This is a genomic window from Campylobacter sp. RM16188, from assembly GCF_012978795.1.
In the GTDB taxonomy this organism is placed as follows: domain Bacteria; phylum Campylobacterota; class Campylobacteria; order Campylobacterales; family Campylobacteraceae; genus Campylobacter_A; species Campylobacter_A canis.
The window spans coordinates 21,393-35,264 of record NZ_LIWQ01000013.1 but is presented as its reverse complement, the minus strand read 5'-3'; the positions used below and the strand labels follow the sequence as shown (position 1 = coordinate 35,264).

At 39.9% G+C, this 13,872-nt stretch carries 18 protein-coding genes; 9 read left to right on the top strand and 9 right to left on the bottom strand.

Annotation, left to right across the window (positions count from 1 at the left end; genetic code table 11):
* Positions 1-9 precede the first annotated feature (9 nt).
* From dcuC to CDOM16188_RS08635, 4 genes are all read right to left on the bottom strand, one after another.
* Positions 10-1,398, bottom strand: coding sequence for a C4-dicarboxylate transporter DcuC (gene dcuC, locus CDOM16188_RS08650; protein ID WP_172201407.1), 1,389 nt, complete (start codon positions 1,396-1,398; stop codon positions 10-12).
* Positions 1,399-1,872: 474 nt separating this feature from the next.
* On the bottom strand, positions 1,873-2,418 hold the full coding sequence (locus CDOM16188_RS08645) for an SCO family protein (protein WP_172201405.1): 546 nt from the start codon (positions 2,416-2,418) through the stop codon (positions 1,873-1,875).
* 9 nt (positions 2,419-2,427) lie between these two features.
* The gene (locus CDOM16188_RS08640) at positions 2,428-2,895 is read right to left on the bottom strand and encodes a hypothetical protein (protein ID WP_172201403.1); all 468 of its coding nucleotides are present in this window, start codon (positions 2,893-2,895) and stop codon (positions 2,428-2,430) included.
* 1 nt (position 2,896) lies between these two features.
* Complete coding sequence (locus tag CDOM16188_RS08635; RefSeq protein ID WP_253908171.1) at positions 2,897-3,343, bottom strand: copper chaperone PCu(A)C; 447 nt, start codon at positions 3,341-3,343, stop codon at positions 2,897-2,899.
* Between the two features lie 118 nt (positions 3,344-3,461).
* On the opposite strand from CDOM16188_RS08635, the gene CDOM16188_RS08630 reads away from it, so the two are divergent.
* From CDOM16188_RS08630 to CDOM16188_RS08615, 4 genes are all read left to right on the top strand, one after another.
* Positions 3,462-4,367 (top strand): L,D-transpeptidase family protein, encoded by a 906-nt coding sequence (locus tag CDOM16188_RS08630; RefSeq protein ID WP_172201399.1) that lies wholly within the window; start codon positions 3,462-3,464, stop codon positions 4,365-4,367.
* 1 nt (position 4,368) lies between these two features.
* Positions 4,369-4,611 carry a CmeU family protein gene (cmeU, locus tag CDOM16188_RS08625; protein ID WP_172201397.1) on the top strand — a complete coding sequence of 81 codons (243 nt, stop codon included), beginning with the start codon at positions 4,369-4,371 and terminating at the stop codon, positions 4,609-4,611.
* Positions 4,604-5,614, top strand: coding sequence for an alanine racemase (locus CDOM16188_RS08620; RefSeq protein WP_172201395.1), 1,011 nt, complete (start codon positions 4,604-4,606; stop codon positions 5,612-5,614). The genes cmeU and CDOM16188_RS08620 overlap by 8 nt, the downstream gene beginning before the upstream one ends.
* A gap of 92 nt (positions 5,615-5,706) precedes the next feature.
* Positions 5,707-6,147 carry a hypothetical protein gene (locus CDOM16188_RS08615; RefSeq protein WP_172201393.1) on the top strand — a complete coding sequence of 147 codons (441 nt, stop codon included), beginning with the start codon at positions 5,707-5,709 and terminating at the stop codon, positions 6,145-6,147.
* Positions 6,148-6,191: 44 nt separating this feature from the next.
* On the opposite strand, the gene htpX is transcribed toward CDOM16188_RS08615, so the two are convergent.
* Genes htpX through ribA form a run of 5 tightly spaced genes read right to left on the bottom strand, consistent with a single transcriptional unit; the run spans position 6,192 to position 8,715 of the window.
* Positions 6,192-7,043, bottom strand: coding sequence for a zinc metalloprotease HtpX (htpX, locus tag CDOM16188_RS08610; RefSeq protein WP_172201391.1), 852 nt, complete (start codon positions 7,041-7,043; stop codon positions 6,192-6,194).
* Positions 7,030-7,404: a hypothetical protein gene (locus tag CDOM16188_RS08605; RefSeq protein ID WP_172201389.1), complete on the bottom strand. Its 375-nt coding sequence runs from the start codon at positions 7,402-7,404 to the stop codon at positions 7,030-7,032. Before CDOM16188_RS08605 ends, htpX begins: the two co-directional genes overlap by 14 nt.
* Before the next feature lie 6 nt (positions 7,405-7,410).
* The gene (locus CDOM16188_RS08600) at positions 7,411-7,611 is read right to left on the bottom strand and encodes a PP0621 family protein (RefSeq protein WP_172201387.1); all 201 of its coding nucleotides are present in this window, start codon (positions 7,609-7,611) and stop codon (positions 7,411-7,413) included.
* Positions 7,605-8,153, bottom strand: a complete 549-nt coding sequence (gene rsmG, locus CDOM16188_RS08595) for a 16S rRNA (guanine(527)-N(7))-methyltransferase RsmG (RefSeq protein ID WP_172201385.1) — start codon at positions 8,151-8,153, stop codon at positions 7,605-7,607. The genes CDOM16188_RS08600 and rsmG overlap by 7 nt, the downstream gene beginning before the upstream one ends.
* Positions 8,146-8,715, bottom strand: a complete 570-nt coding sequence (gene ribA, locus CDOM16188_RS08590) for a GTP cyclohydrolase II (protein WP_172201383.1) — start codon at positions 8,713-8,715, stop codon at positions 8,146-8,148. Before ribA ends, rsmG begins: the two co-directional genes overlap by 8 nt.
* A 63-nt stretch (positions 8,716-8,778) precedes the next feature.
* Here ribA and hemB point away from each other — a divergent pair, with 63 nt between their 5' ends.
* From hemB to CDOM16188_RS08565, 5 genes are all read left to right on the top strand, one after another.
* Positions 8,779-9,756 (top strand): porphobilinogen synthase, encoded by a 978-nt coding sequence (gene hemB / locus CDOM16188_RS08585; RefSeq protein WP_172201381.1) that lies wholly within the window; start codon positions 8,779-8,781, stop codon positions 9,754-9,756.
* Positions 9,757-9,819: 63 nt separating this feature from the next.
* Positions 9,820-10,737, top strand: coding sequence for an ornithine carbamoyltransferase (gene argF, locus CDOM16188_RS08580; RefSeq protein ID WP_172201379.1), 918 nt, complete (start codon positions 9,820-9,822; stop codon positions 10,735-10,737).
* 1 nt (position 10,738) lies between these two features.
* On the top strand, positions 10,739-11,230 hold the full coding sequence (locus tag CDOM16188_RS08575) for a DUF2603 domain-containing protein (RefSeq protein ID WP_172201377.1): 492 nt from the start codon (positions 10,739-10,741) through the stop codon (positions 11,228-11,230).
* Positions 11,230-12,591, top strand: coding sequence for an oxygen-independent coproporphyrinogen III oxidase (hemN, locus tag CDOM16188_RS08570; protein ID WP_169940643.1), 1,362 nt, complete (start codon positions 11,230-11,232; stop codon positions 12,589-12,591). The genes CDOM16188_RS08575 and hemN overlap by 1 nt, the downstream gene beginning before the upstream one ends.
* Positions 12,591-13,841, top strand: coding sequence for a (Fe-S)-binding protein (locus tag CDOM16188_RS08565; protein ID WP_172201375.1), 1,251 nt, complete (start codon positions 12,591-12,593; stop codon positions 13,839-13,841). The genes hemN and CDOM16188_RS08565 overlap by 1 nt, the downstream gene beginning before the upstream one ends.
* The last annotated feature ends 31 nt before the right edge of the window (positions 13,842-13,872 follow it).

Sequence of the window (13,872 nt, the reverse complement as noted above, 5' to 3'; positions counted from 1 at the left end):
CACCACTCCTTAAAGCACAAGTAAAAATACAAATATATGATGGCTGATAAGTCCCAGTATGGCAGGAACCGAGCAGCGTTTTACCAGACTTAGCGGGTTGCATTTTAACATTCCTGCTATGGCTACCACCACTCCTGCAACAGGCGATAGTGGGCGCGCGATAGTTGAAGCTTGATGCATAGGAAGAACGAGCATCACGGGGCTTACGTTGAGTTTGGTTGCGATTTGAGGCGCAAGCTCGACAAGAGGATAAAAGCTAGCTCCATTTGAGCCAGCGATTATGGCAACTACAGTCGTGATGAGCACAAATACGACCGACATGCCAAATCCTCCAAGCCCAAGCGTATTTGCAAGACTTACAATGCTATCAAGCATGCCAAGGGATTTAAATCCTTGAGCAAATACTCCTGCTGCGATAATTAGAGCAACCACTCCGCTTAAACTGCGCCCCATGGCTTGTAAAAAGACTTTTAGACCCTCCGCTAAAGGATCAAATTTAAATCCATGCCTTATAGCTTCAAAGCACATCGCGATAACGACTGAAAGCAAGATGATAGCCGAGATGTTTAGCTTTATTGATTTTAAGCAGTATTCGGAAAATACCACGACTAATATCATCGGTAAAAACGGCAATATGGCGTAAATTTTAGGCGCACTTGCCGTAGGAGGTTTTGTCGCTTCGTCAAATTCTATCGTATCGCCTACATGCTCGCTAGGCACCCAGCCCTCTTTTTTGTCCAGATATCTATTCCAAAAAACTAGCGCGATGCCGATTACTATGGAAGTCGGCAAGGCGGCTGGAATTTTGTACAAAAATACATAATCAAGCAGCGAAAGCGAAGTAGCCTTGGCCGAAGCGGCGGTTGAAGCGCCTATTAGTACCATAGAAGCCGCACCTGACATGCAGCAGATCGAGCCAACTGTGAGTTTATTTAGTCCAAGTGAGATAAGAATAGGCCCAAGAAGCGCAAGACAAAGCACGCCAAGACCTGCGGCACTTGTGATAACCATACTTATAAGTTTTGCTATGGCAAATGCCACAAATATCATAAAATACGGGCTTTTTATCTTTGCAAGCCGCCCCGTAGTAAGCGATACAAATGCGCTGTTTGCTCCGATATGCGTCATGTAGGTTGCAAAACCTACCATGAACATGATTAAAAGTCCAAGATCAGCCATGCGGTCTGAAAACATATACCTGATGTATTCTATGATATCTAGGTATTCGTTGCCTGTAGGCGTAGCTTTTTTAGGCATGAATTTGCCAGTTTGAAGAACGATTGAACAAATAAGCATAAATACGCCTGATAAAAATAGCGTTAGCGGAGCGTATTTACCCTTGATAATCGCCCAGCCCACGATAAATAGCACTACCGAACCGATGATGACGCCAAGCATTTGATCTCCTTTTTGTGTGAATTTGTTTTGAAAATTTTGTTTGCAGTTAGTGAAATTTGAGGTAAATTTGAAGTTATTAAAATTTGTTTTATTGTTTTGTTTCTTAAATTTTTAGTTTTATTTATTATTTTTTGTAGCTCTTTAAAAGTATTTTTCATACATTGAATTTTATCCTGCTTTTCTTGTAAATTTAATAAATTTTTAAAAGCTTAAATTTAATATCTCTATAAAACTTATTTATATTATCAAAGTGATAAACCATCTAAGATTGGCTGTTTAATAAATAAAATCTTTATCGTTCATTAAATAAATATGCCAAAATTTATAACTTATTTTTAGGGAAAATAATTGTGATATAATTACTAGATTATATTTAAGGGATTAAATGCTTCAGATTATTTTAGCCGCACTTCTTGCTCTGCTTTTAGTAGGCATTATATATGTTATATCAGATGAAATGCATGATGAGGATTATTAGTTTTTTATCAGCTCTTTAATGCTATCTCTTATGTTTTCTATGGTTAAATTTGAAACTTCGTTTACGAGCTTACCTTTTTTATCAAGCAGATATATCGAAGAGCTATGAGCTACCGAGTAATCCATAGCCGATTTTTCAAGCCTTATCTTTTTATATTTGGCTCCGTAAGTTTGAGTTACTTTTTTTAGATTATCCACGACAAGTCCGTAGGAGTTGGGATAGAAGTATTTGGCGTATTCATCCATCGCCTGCGGTGTATCGCGCTCGGGATCAAGCGTGATAAAAAGCACTACGATATCATCTCTTTTAAGCTCGCCAAGTACGCTGCTAACAAGCCCAAGCGTAGCAGGGCAGACATCAGGACAGGAGCCAAAGCCAAAGTAGATGATTTTATATTTACCTTCAAAGCTTTTTAGAGTTACGTCGCCGTTAACGCTCTTGGCGCTGAAGTTGTAAACTCCTCCGTTTGCGTATTTGATGCCTAAAAATACTCCTGCGGAGATGATCATTATAAACACGACGATCGAAGAAAAAAGCTTCATCTTGGCTCCTTATTGTTTTAAGTCAAAATCTATGTAAAGCCCTGTTTTTTTGCCTCCGTCAAGCACTTCAAAGCGGTATCTCATCAGGCTTATTATACATGCGCTTAGCACAACATCGGCTTTATATTCGTTTTCTCTTTTTTCGAGCTTGGCTTTTATCACGCCCATTTCCATATTTACACCGTGAATTTCTAGACTCGGTTCTTTGAAATTTAGCTCATTGAGCCCCTCTATCCACATGGACACGGGCTGCATCACATAAACAGGTCTTGGCGAGAGGCTGAAATTTATCGTTTTGCCTTTAAATTTGACAGGGCATGAAAAATTTGAGTTCATGTCGCATTCAAGCGGAGTTAAATTCGTATCAATTTCGGCAAATTCGCTCTCTTGATTTTGTGATTTCTCGCTAAACAGATAAAATCCACCCGCCACAAAGGCTACGGCAAAAATGAGTGCGGCTATAATTTTTTTATTCATCTTAGTGCTTGCTCATATTTTTTTTCATAACCGGTTTGGCAATCACATCTTTAAGCTCAACTTTTGATCCGTTGTCAAACTCAAGCGTTATGTCTATCTTGTCGCCGTCTTTTACGGGCGCAAATATATTCATAAACATCACGTGAAGTCCGCCGGGTTTGAGGCTTACCTCGCTTTTGGCAGGAATTTCTATATCATCGACCTGAATCATCTGCATCATGCCTTCTGCGTGCTTATGAGTGTGCAGTTCGGCGGTTTTGGAGATGTTTGAGCTTGCCGCGATCAGTTTTATGTTTTTGTCCGTATTGTTTTTAATATCCATAAAAGCCGCGCTATTTTTTACATGCGGAGGAGTGGCTTTTGCAAAAGCGTTTGAAACTTCGATACCTTCGGCATTTGCTATGCAAAAAGCCAAGGTCAAAGCACAGAATAACGCTATTTTTTTCATCATTTACCCTTTTAAAATTTTATTAACAAATGTAAATTATATCAGAAAATATATTTTTTAAAATTTAAACTCGCTGTGCTATAATTGGGCTTTTTATTATCACTGCATAGGGTTTTGTTTGAAAAAATTATTTATATATTGCACGCTTGCCGTCTTTGCTTTTGCTAGCACGGAAAATTTGAAAGATATCGGTTACTGGAAGGATAAATTTGTCGGCAAGGATTTGAAATTTGGCTATTATGAAGCTAAAACTACGATAATCACGGTAAATAAACACACGAAAGATATGCGAACGTTTTTTTATGAAGACGGCGTTTTAAACGAGAAATTTACTCAAAACGTAATCACCGGCAAAAAGGGCGATAAGAAAAAAGAGGGTGATTTAAAAACTCCTGTGGGCGTATATGATATCACGAGTCGCTTCACCCCGCCGGATCGATACTATGGACCGCTTGCATTTGAACTTTCGTATCCGAATTTGCTTGATAAAATCTCTAAAAAAACAGGCAGCGGTATCTGGATACATGGCTTTCCCATGGACGGCAGACGCGATAATGAGATTAGGACAAGAGGCTGTGTGGCGATGGATAACGATAGACTTTTGAAATTCGGCAAAGTCATACAAGCTAGCGCTTTGGTGCTTATCGATGAAAGGCATGATACCATTGCAAATGATGACGATATAGCCCAAATAATGGCGCTTGTGTTTAGCTGGAAGAGCTCTTGGAAGAGTAATGATATAGATAGATATTTGAAATTTTATTCCAAGGATTTTGTGCGGTTTGACGGGATGAATTTTAGTGAATTTGTGAAATTTAAAAAGAGAATTTTTGCCAAAAACGAACAAAAAGAGATAAAATTCTCAAATTTCGCCGTTACTCCCTATCCGAATGTGGAAAATTTAAAAATTTATAGAGTTATTTTTCATGAGGATTATAAAGCTCCGTCGCATAAATTTAGCGGCAAAAAGGAGCTTTATGTAAGGCTTGAAAACGGCAAAGCAAAGATCATAACGGAGAGGTAAAATGCAAGAAAAAAGTGAAATTGTAAAGTCTAAGATAGAAGCGATCTTAAAGGCTCGTAGCGAGTTTTTCGCCGAGCTTGATAAACAGGTGCCAAAGATAAAAGGCACTGACGTATTTGATTTTAGCAAGTGCGAAAATGGCGATTTAAAGGCGATTTATGCGAAATTTTACGCTTATGATTACGGTGTGCGAAAGCTTTTGCCCGATGTATATGAAGCTTACGGCGTGAAATTTAATGTCTGAAATTTTATTAAATCGCGCCGCATATCTTAATAACCTTTCTAAAATTTGCGCCAAAGCGGGCGGAAAAGAGCGTGTAATACTGGTGCTTAAAGACAATGCCTACGGGCATGGAGTGGATTTAATCGCTTGTGAAGCTGCAAAATTCGGTGTGAAATTTGCAGCCGTTAAAAACGAAACGGAAGCAAGACAGATAGAGAAGTATTTTAAACAAATCCTTATCCTTTCGCACCTTCCTACGGGACAAGAGAGCGAAAAATTCATCTATGCCGTAAATGACGTTTCAAATTTAAATATCTTAAAACACGGCACAAGAGTTCATTTTGCTATCGATACGCTCATGCACAGAAACGGTATCGTCATAGACGAGATAGAGCTCGCCTGTAAAACGGCTTGCCAAAGAGGACTTAGAGTATGCGGAGCTTATACGCATTTTCGCTCGGCGGATGAGGTAAGTAGCGATTATTTCGTGCAAAGAGAAAATTTCAAAACCGCAAAAGAGCTTATCATGAAATTTAGCGGCGAAAGTAAGGAAAATTTAACTTTTCATTCGCATAACTCTGCAGGACTTGAGAGATTTGGCAAGCTTGATGATGAGCTCGTAAGAGTAGGCATCGCTCAATACGGCTACGCTCAGTTTGATGATAGTTTAAAGCTTGAGCGAGTTTTAAGCCTTTATGCCGATAGGATTAGCTCTCGTATGCTAAAAGCGGGGCAGGGAGTTGGATACGGCGGCAAATTTTGCGCCAAAGAGGATATGCAAATCTCAACTTACGACCTTGGCTATGGTGATGGACTTTTACGATACGACGGAGTGGGAGAGCTAAATTTAGCAAGCGGCGAGCGAATTTTAGGCAAGATGTCTATGGATAACTTTTCTGCTCAAAACGGCGGAGAGCGAGTTTGCGTGATAAAAGACGCGCGAATTTGGGCGAAATTTTTTGATACGATAGAGTATGAAATCTTAGTAAAGCTTTCGCCGAGTATTAATAGGCGATTTGTTTAATGAAAAATATGATCAAGCTTGGCTTAATTAATCGTATTTTTTAAATTTTAAGGCTAAAATACAAAGATTAATTTCAAAAATAAAGGGAAAATATGATTAAAAAGATTTTAGTTGCGTCAATTTGCGGGGTTTTGGCTATGGCTATGCCGCCAAGCGAGATGCCGACCGAGAGCGATCACTCGCCTGAGCAAATCGCAAAAAGCATAGAGGTTGATATATCGCCGAATTTACCGAAAAAACTAAGCGATTCTATCACTTTTAAAAATATCCAAGCCTTTGGAAATAAGCTTGTTTACAGCTATCAGGTTTTTGATACGCCAAAGGCCGAATTTAGTAAATTTAGTTGGCAAGCTATCGAGCAAGAGAAGAAAATCAGACACGAAGGCGTTATGAGATCTGCATGTGCTGCTGAAGATACTAGAGCGATGCTAAATTTAGGTGTCGTGATGGAGTATCGCTACACTCTTGAAAACGGAAATTTCTTCTATCAATTCAAAGTAAGCAAGGAAGATTGCGAGCGCAATAAATTTTAAATTTGGGCTTGTTCTAGCCCAAATTTGATTACTTTTTTAAAAATCTAGCGCAAATTTCTTTCAAGCTCTTCAAGTCTTGCTATGCGATCAGCCGTGCTTGGATGTGTGCGAAATAGCGAACCGAGAGTGTTTTTTATACTTCCAAACGGATTTACTATAAACATATGTGCGCTTTGGGGCGCAGCATCTCTCATCACGTAGTTTTTGGAGTAGTTTTCAAGCTTTCTTAGCGCACTTGCCAGCCACTGTGGATTTTCGGTAAGCAAAGCGGCACCTTTGTCTGCTTTGTATTCACGCTCTCTTGAGATCGCCATTTGTATGACGCTTGCGGCTATCGGCATTACAACCGCCGCTACTATCATCAAAATTCCGTTTGCATTATTTGATCTGTTGTTTCCACTCATTGCTCCAAATTTAGCAAAATTTGCAAGTATGGCAATCGCGCCCGCTATCGTTGCGGCAATCGAGCCTGTTAGGATGTCGTAGTGGCGAACGTGACAGAGCTCGTGAGCTAAAACCCCTTCTATCTCGTTTTTATCAAGTAAATTTAAAAGCCCCTCAGTTACCGCAACGGCAGCGTTTTTGGGATTTCTGCCAGTGGCAAATGCATTTGGAACTTGCTCGGGTATGATATAGACCTTTGGCATCGGTAAATTTGCCTTTGCGGTTAATTTGCGAACTATCTCAAATAGCCCCTGGGCGTCGTTTTCCTGAACCTCTACCGCTCTATATCGCTTAAGCACAAGCTTGTCTGAGAAAAAATAGCTAAAAAAATTCATTCCAACAGCCACGACAAAGGCGATGAGCATGCCCTGCTGCCCGCCTATCATGCCGCCCACGAAGACAAAAAGTAGCATTAGTGCAACCATTAAAAATGTAGTTTTAAATATCTCCATTGTAAATTCCCTTCTCAAATATCACCGCGTCCACGCCCGCTTCGCTTAAAGCTTCTATCTCGCGCTCATCTTTGATGATGACTGCTATTTGCGCGTCAAACAGATAGTTTTGCGCTATTTTAGCGGCTTTGCTTGCAAGTTCGCACGGCACGATGATAAATTTAGCCCCGGCCGCATTGGCAAGGATGGTCTGCACTATATCATCTGTTTTTAAACTAAAATTCGCCCCCATTTTTTGTGCGTGCTTTATCATGAGCTTGTTATAGGAAAATAAATTTTCGTGATCAGAGCTGATGTCTTGCTCTTTTAAGCACTCAAAAAACGGTTCAAATTTTATAAGCTCGTGTCCTATGATTTTCATTGCTAACTAGCCTTTTATGCAATCTTTGCAGATATATTTTCCACTACTTAAAACAGCCTCTTTTACCTCTACGAAGGTGCCACACTCCTTGCATTCTACGAAATTTTCTATCTCTTTTGTATCGCTTGCGTCTTTTTTTCTATTTTTAAAAAATACTATATAAACTAGCAGCAAAACGACTGCTAGAGCTAAAATTTTTGTTACCATTTTTCACCTATGCATACGTAATTTCTATTTTTGTCGTTATAAATTTTGGCTTTAACACCATCAAGCTCGCTCTCTACGCTACTTCCTTTGTATAGCAAAAATTGAGTGTTTTTATCGTAAAACCCTTCGCATAAATTTATAAGCTCCTTTGTCTTCATTAATGCTCGCGATGTAATGAGCTCTGCTATAAAGGGCTGTGAAGCTTCTATTTTCTCGCTTTTAACGCTTAAATTTGAGATGTCAAGAGCGGCTTTTACGTAGCTTAAAAACGAAGCTTTTTTTAAATTTGGCTCAAAGAGCGTCCAAGCGCAATCTTTTAAAATAAGAGCTAAAAATATAGCGGGAAATCCCGCACCGCTTCCCACATCAATAGCGACGCGCGGATAAAATTTCATAAATTCAAGCGGTTTTATGCTGTCTGCTACGATCTCTTTGATGTTTTTATAATTTGTTAGGCTGTGGATTTTATTAAATTTATGTAAAATTCGCTCAAATTCATCTATTTGTTCGTTGAAATTTGACGGAATTTCAAATTTACTCATCCAGCATATGCCCCATCTGCTCTTTTTTAACTCTCAAATAGCCTTCGTTAAATTTATTAGCGTGAATGACGATAGGCAGCCTTTCAACGATCTGAACACTCGTAAGACCGGCTAGCTTTTCAGGGTTGTTCGTAAGTAAATTTATCTTGCCTATATCAAAGTGCTTAAGGATAAAATCAACCATCTCATAAGTACGCTCATCGGCTTTAAATCCAAGCTGGTGGTTTGCCTCTATCGTGTCAAATCCCAAATCTTGCAGATGGTAAGCGTTTACTTTGTTTAAAAGCCCGATATTACGCCCTTCTTGGCGCAAGTATATAACCATGCCGCCGTGCTCTTCTATATGCTTAAGGCTTGCTTCAAGCTGATCTCTACAGTCGCATTTAAGGCTTCCTATCGCATCTCCGGTTAGGCACTCTGAATGAATTCTCACATCTACAATCTCTTTAAAAGGCGCTTTAAATATCGCCAAGTGCTCCTTCTCGCCCTCTTTAAATGCTTGTATTCTAAACATGCCAAAACGTGAAGGGAGGTTTGCAGCTTCGGATAGTTCTATATTCATCGAAATTTAACTCCTAATATGTTACACTTATAAAACGATATTGTATCAAAGAAAAGGAAAAATATGTTTAAACGCTTTAGAAGACTAAGACTAGCTCCTGCGATGCGCGATATGGTGAGAGAAAGTAGACTAGATGTAAGTGATTTTATCTATCCGCTTTTTGTGGTGCCGGGTAGCGGCATAAAAAAAGACACAAGTTCGATGCCGGGCGTTTTTCAGATGAGTTTGGATGAAATTTTAAAAGAGTGCCAAGAGGTTGTAAATTTAGGCATAAAATCGATTATTTTATTTGGAATTCCAAGCGTAAAAGACAGCATAGGAAGCGACGCTTTAAGCAACGACGGCATCATAGCTACGGCTTTAAGGGCGATAAAGGATAAATTTCCGCATCTTGTAGTTGTGACCGATCTATGCTTTTGCGAATACACAGACCACGGACATTGCGGAATTTTAGATCACGTTCATGAGACTATAGATAACGACGCCACGCTTGAAATTTCAGCCAAACAAGCGATAATACATGCTAAAAACGGTGCCGATATGATCGCTCCAAGCGGTATGATGGACGGTATCATCACTACTCTTCGTGGAGCACTTGATGAAGAGGGATTTGAAAATTTGCCGATTATGGCGTATTCGACCAAATTTGCTTCGGCTTACTATGGGCCGTTTCGCGATGTAGCTGAGAGCGCACCGAGCTTTGGTGATAGAAGAAGCTATCAAATGGATCCCGCAAATCGCCTGGAAGCGATAAACGAAAGCCTTGAAGACGAGGCTCAGGGGGCCGATATACTCATGGTTAAGCCCGCACTTGCCTATCTTGACGTGATTCGTGAGATCAAAAACGCCACTTTGCTTCCTGTTTGTGTTTATAACGTAAGCGGCGAATATGCACTGCTAAAAGCTGGCGCTAAGGCAGGGGTTATTGACTATGAACGCGTGATGATGGAGACTTTACTAGGGTTTAAAAGAGCGGGCGCAAGCCTTATCATCAGCTATCATGCAAAAGAGGCGGCTGAAATTTTAAGGCGAAATTTTTAAAAGATGAATTTAAGATCGGCGGCATTTGAAATTTGATAAATTTAAGTGCGAAAGGGATGATGAATGAGACATTTTTTGACGCTTGATGATTTTAGCAAAGATGAAATTTTACAGATGATAAATTTGGCTCGCGAGATAAAAAGCGAAGCTAAGGCTAAAATTTATAAACCCTATCTAAAAGATCAAATTCTAGCCATGATATTTGAAAAAAGCTCAACCAGAACGCGAGTCAGCTTTGAAGTGGGTATGCATCAGCTTGGCGGTAAGGGAATGTTTTTAAGCGCAAACGACCTTCAGATAGGTCGCGGCGAGCCGATAAAAGATACGGCAAGAGTTATTAGCTCGATGACTGATATGGCGATGCTTAGGGTAAATAAACACGAAACGCTTGAAGAGTTTGCAAAATTTAGCAAAGTTCCCGTTATAAATGGGCTTAGCGATAAATTTCATCCCGTGCAGCTTATGGCTGATTATATAACTATGCTTGAGTTTTCAAGCGGCGAAAAAGTCGCTTATGTCGGTGATGGCAACAACATAACTCATTCGTGGCTTATGCTTGCGAGCAAGCTTGGATTTGAGCTTAGGATAGCTACGCCAAAAGGCTACGAGCCTGATGCGCAAATTTTAGAAAAAGCCATTCAAAACGCTAAAATTTCAGGAGCTAAAATTTATCTAACCGAAGATATCAAAGAAGCCGTTAGCGGCGCAGATGTCGTTACGACCGATACTTGGGTATCGATGGGTCAGGAAGCCGAAAAGGATAGACGCATAAAAGACTTTGAGGGATTTTGCGTGGATGAAAATTTGATGAAGCTAGCCAAAAACAGCGCGATTTTTCTTCACTGCTTGCCTGCTTACCGAGGATATGAGGTGAGCGAAGCGGTCTTTGAAGCGCATGCGGATGAAATTTTTGCCGAGGCGGAAAACCGCCTTCATGCACAAAAAGGCGTAATGGTCTGGCTTGATAAGAACAGGAAATAATATGAACAACAAAGATGAAAAATTAAAAGATACTTATAAAAAAATCGATGAGATAAGCAGCGAGCTTGGCATAGACGAGAGCGAAAAGACGGTATTTGAGATAATCCCTACAAGCAATCCTAATCAAATGAGCCTGAGTCTAAAAAGCGGCACTTGGAATGGTGTTGAGCCGTGGTTTGGCATAGACGAAAATCAAAATTTACACACCATGGTTTCGGTAAAATCCCTAACCGAGCTTATTGAGAGCCACCGCAAGCTACAAAAAGAGAATTTCGAGCTTAAACTTGAAAAGACGATTTGGCAAAACGTGCCTGTTGATTTTAGTGACGTTTGGGTTGTCGTAATGGATGAAATTCGCAAGATCGCAGCCAAAGAAAACGGCAAGAGAAGCCTAGATGTAAATTTGGAAAATTTAGTAAAAAATATCAAAAAAGAGCATCCGAATTTGTTTGTAGATATGGAGGATTTAATGGAGAAAAGGAACAGAGCCTAATGGTAGATTTTGACGCGTATGTGAAGTATTCACGCCCCGGACCAAGATACACGAGTTATCCGACTGCGCCCGAATTTAGCGATAAATTCACTTATGATGATTATATAAGAGAGCTTAAAAATCGCGATAAAACTCGCCCGCTTTCGCTATATCTGCATTTGCCTTTTTGCCGTTCGGCCTGTTATTTTTGCGGCTGTAACGTAGTTTATACGAGCAAAGAGGATAAGAAAGAAAGATACATCGACTATGTCGAAAAAGAGCTTGAAATTTTATCTCGCCACCTTGATACTAGCGCGGAAGTTTTGCAGATGCACTTTGGCGGCGGAACGCCTACGTTTTTTGACGACAAGCAGCTTGATAGGATCATCCGAGCGATAAAGGCGAAATTTAAAAACTACTCAAAAGAGGCTGAGATAAGCTGCGAGATAGACCCTAGGTTTTTATCTCAAGCTCAGCTTGACGTGCTTGTTGGACATGGATTTAATCGCATTAGTTACGGCGTGCAGGATTTTGACGATAGGGTTCAAAAAGAAATTCACCGAATTCAGCCTTATGAAGTTACTAAAAAAGCCATTGAAATGGCGCGCGCGATGGGTATAAAATCCATAAACATGGATCTTATTTACGGCTTGCCACTTCAGACTTTAGATAGCTTTAAGCGCACGCTTGATATGACGTTAACTCTTGATCCTGATCGTCTTGCGGTGTTTAACTATGCTCACGTGCCTTGGCTTAAAAAGACGATGCGTAAATTTGATGAAGCGACTCTGCCAAGCCCTAAAACCAAGCTTGAAATTTTAAAATACACGGCTGAATTTTTTATCAAAAACGGCTATAAAATGATAGGTATGGATCACTTTGCAAAGCCTGATGATGAGCTATTTACCGCACTTGCTAACGGAACTTTGCATAGAAATTTCCAAGGATATACGACTAAGGGCGGAGCCGATCTTATCGGTATCGGACTAACAAGTATCGGCGAGTGCAAGCGCCACTATGCGCAAAATTTCAAAGATATGCCCGAGTATGAAGCCGCGATTGATAGAGGAGTTTTGCCTTACATGAAGGGAATTTATCTAAGCGAAGATGACTTGATTAGAAAGGCTGTGATAATGAGCTTGATGAGTAACTTTGCGCTTGATATCAAGGCGATTGAAGCGGAATTCGGCGTGAAATTTTTTGAGTATTTTAAGGATGATTTAAAAGAGCTTGAAAATTTAAGCGAATTTGTAACCGTAACGCCTGAAAAAATCAGCGTAAATGAGACGGGAACGCTTATAATCCGTAATATAGCGATGTGCTTTGATGCTTATTTAAAGCAAATTCCTGAAAATTTAAGACGTTTTTCAAAGACCGTATGATGTATAAGTTTAGTGAAATTGCAGATAAGTGCGTAAAATGCGGCAAATGTATCCAAGTATGCACGATACACAACATAAATAGTGATGAGGTTACATCTCCGCGCGGGTTTTTGGATCTGCTTGGGGCTTATGAAAGAGGCGAGCTGGAGCTTGATAAGAATGCTAAAAATATCTTTGAGAGCTGTTTTTTGTGCACGAATTGCGTTGATGTCTGCCCAAATTCGCTTAGGGTAGATACCGCTATAGAAAACGTGCGCAGAAATTTAGCGCAAAAATTTGGTATAGCTTGGTATAAAAAGATGTTTTTTTGGCTACTTAGACATCGCTTTATCATGGATGTTTGCGCTAGGCTTGGTTATGTGTTTCAAAGCTGTGCGTTTAAGATCAAAGAAAACACTATGACACCGCGTTTTAGCCTTCCTATGGTAAAAAAAGAGAGACTTTTCCCTACCGCTTCAAATAAGAGCTTTTTAAACTCGCATCCTGAATTTATAGATAACGGCGGAGAAAAAACGATAGGAATTTTTATCGGTTGCATGGGGAATTATGCTTATACAAGTATCGGCGAGAGTTTGTTGAAGATAGCTCGCGAACTAAAACTAAATGTAAATTTGATGAAAAAGCAAGCCTGTTGCGGTGCGCCTGCATATTTTACGGGTGATTTTGACACTGTTGAGGTGCTTGCAAAAAGAAATATCGAGTATTTTGAGAGCTTATCTGATAAGCTTGATGCGATAATCATACCGGAAGCGACCTGTTCGGCGATGGTTAAGATCGACTATGAGCACTTTTTTCACGATAACGACGAGTGGAGAGAACGAGCAAAAAAGATAAGCGAGAAAATTTTCCTTGCCACCGAATATCTTGAAAACCGGACAAATTTGGCTGAAATTTTGGCAAGTAAGGGTAAGAAGCTTGAGAGTATAACCTACCATGATCCTTGCCACGCAAGAAAAATGCAAGGTGTTTTTAAAGAGCCCCGTAAACTTTTGGCGCAAAATTACGATATAGTAGAGATGAGCGACCCAAATGAGTGTTGCGGATTTGGTGGAGTTACCATGCAAGCCGAAAAATACCACTTAAGCCGTGCTGCAGGTCTTAAAAAAGTAGGCATGATAGATGAGCTTAACGTGAAATTCGTAAGTGCGGAGTGTAGTGCGTGCAAGATGCAAATTTCAAATTCGCTTCATATTCACGGCTCAAATGTTAAATTTGAAAACCCGATAGATTTGATAGCTAGGGCGCTTTGAGTTTAAAATTTATAGTGTAAATTTAAAAAAA

Bases quoted from the DNA above. Each gene is read 5' to 3' on its own strand.
- dcuC (WP_172201407.1), bottom strand. From the start codon at position 1,398: ATGCTTGGCGTCATCATCGGTTCGGTAGTGCTATTTATCGTGGGCTGG.
- CDOM16188_RS08645 (WP_172201405.1), bottom strand. From the start codon at position 2,418: ATGAAGCTTTTTTCTTCGATCGTCGTGTTTATAATGATCATCTCCGCA.
- CDOM16188_RS08640 (WP_172201403.1), bottom strand. From the start codon at position 2,895: ATGAATAAAAAAATTATAGCCGCACTCATTTTTGCCGTAGCCTTTGTG.
- CDOM16188_RS08635 (WP_253908171.1), bottom strand. From the start codon at position 3,343: ATGAAAAAAATAGCGTTATTCTGTGCTTTGACCTTGGCTTTTTGCATA.
- cmeU (WP_172201397.1), top strand. From the start codon at position 4,369: ATGCAAGAAAAAAGTGAAATTGTAAAGTCTAAGATAGAAGCGATCTTA.
- CDOM16188_RS08620 (WP_172201395.1), top strand. From the start codon at position 4,604: ATGTCTGAAATTTTATTAAATCGCGCCGCATATCTTAATAACCTTTCT.
- CDOM16188_RS08615 (WP_172201393.1), top strand. From the start codon at position 5,707: ATGATTAAAAAGATTTTAGTTGCGTCAATTTGCGGGGTTTTGGCTATG.
- htpX (WP_172201391.1), bottom strand. From the start codon at position 7,043: ATGGAGATATTTAAAACTACATTTTTAATGGTTGCACTAATGCTACTT.
- CDOM16188_RS08605 (WP_172201389.1), bottom strand. From the start codon at position 7,404: ATGAAAATCATAGGACACGAGCTTATAAAATTTGAACCGTTTTTTGAG.
- CDOM16188_RS08600 (WP_172201387.1), bottom strand. From the start codon at position 7,611: ATGGTAACAAAAATTTTAGCTCTAGCAGTCGTTTTGCTGCTAGTTTAT.
- rsmG (WP_172201385.1), bottom strand. From the start codon at position 8,153: ATGAGTAAATTTGAAATTCCGTCAAATTTCAACGAACAAATAGATGAA.
- ribA (WP_172201383.1), bottom strand. From the start codon at position 8,715: ATGAATATAGAACTATCCGAAGCTGCAAACCTCCCTTCACGTTTTGGC.
- hemB (WP_172201381.1), top strand. From the start codon at position 8,779: ATGTTTAAACGCTTTAGAAGACTAAGACTAGCTCCTGCGATGCGCGAT.
- argF (WP_172201379.1), top strand. From the start codon at position 9,820: ATGAGACATTTTTTGACGCTTGATGATTTTAGCAAAGATGAAATTTTA.
- CDOM16188_RS08575 (WP_172201377.1), top strand. From the start codon at position 10,739: ATGAACAACAAAGATGAAAAATTAAAAGATACTTATAAAAAAATCGAT.
- hemN (WP_169940643.1), top strand. From the start codon at position 11,230: ATGGTAGATTTTGACGCGTATGTGAAGTATTCACGCCCCGGACCAAGA.
- CDOM16188_RS08565 (WP_172201375.1), top strand. From the start codon at position 12,591: ATGTATAAGTTTAGTGAAATTGCAGATAAGTGCGTAAAATGCGGCAAA.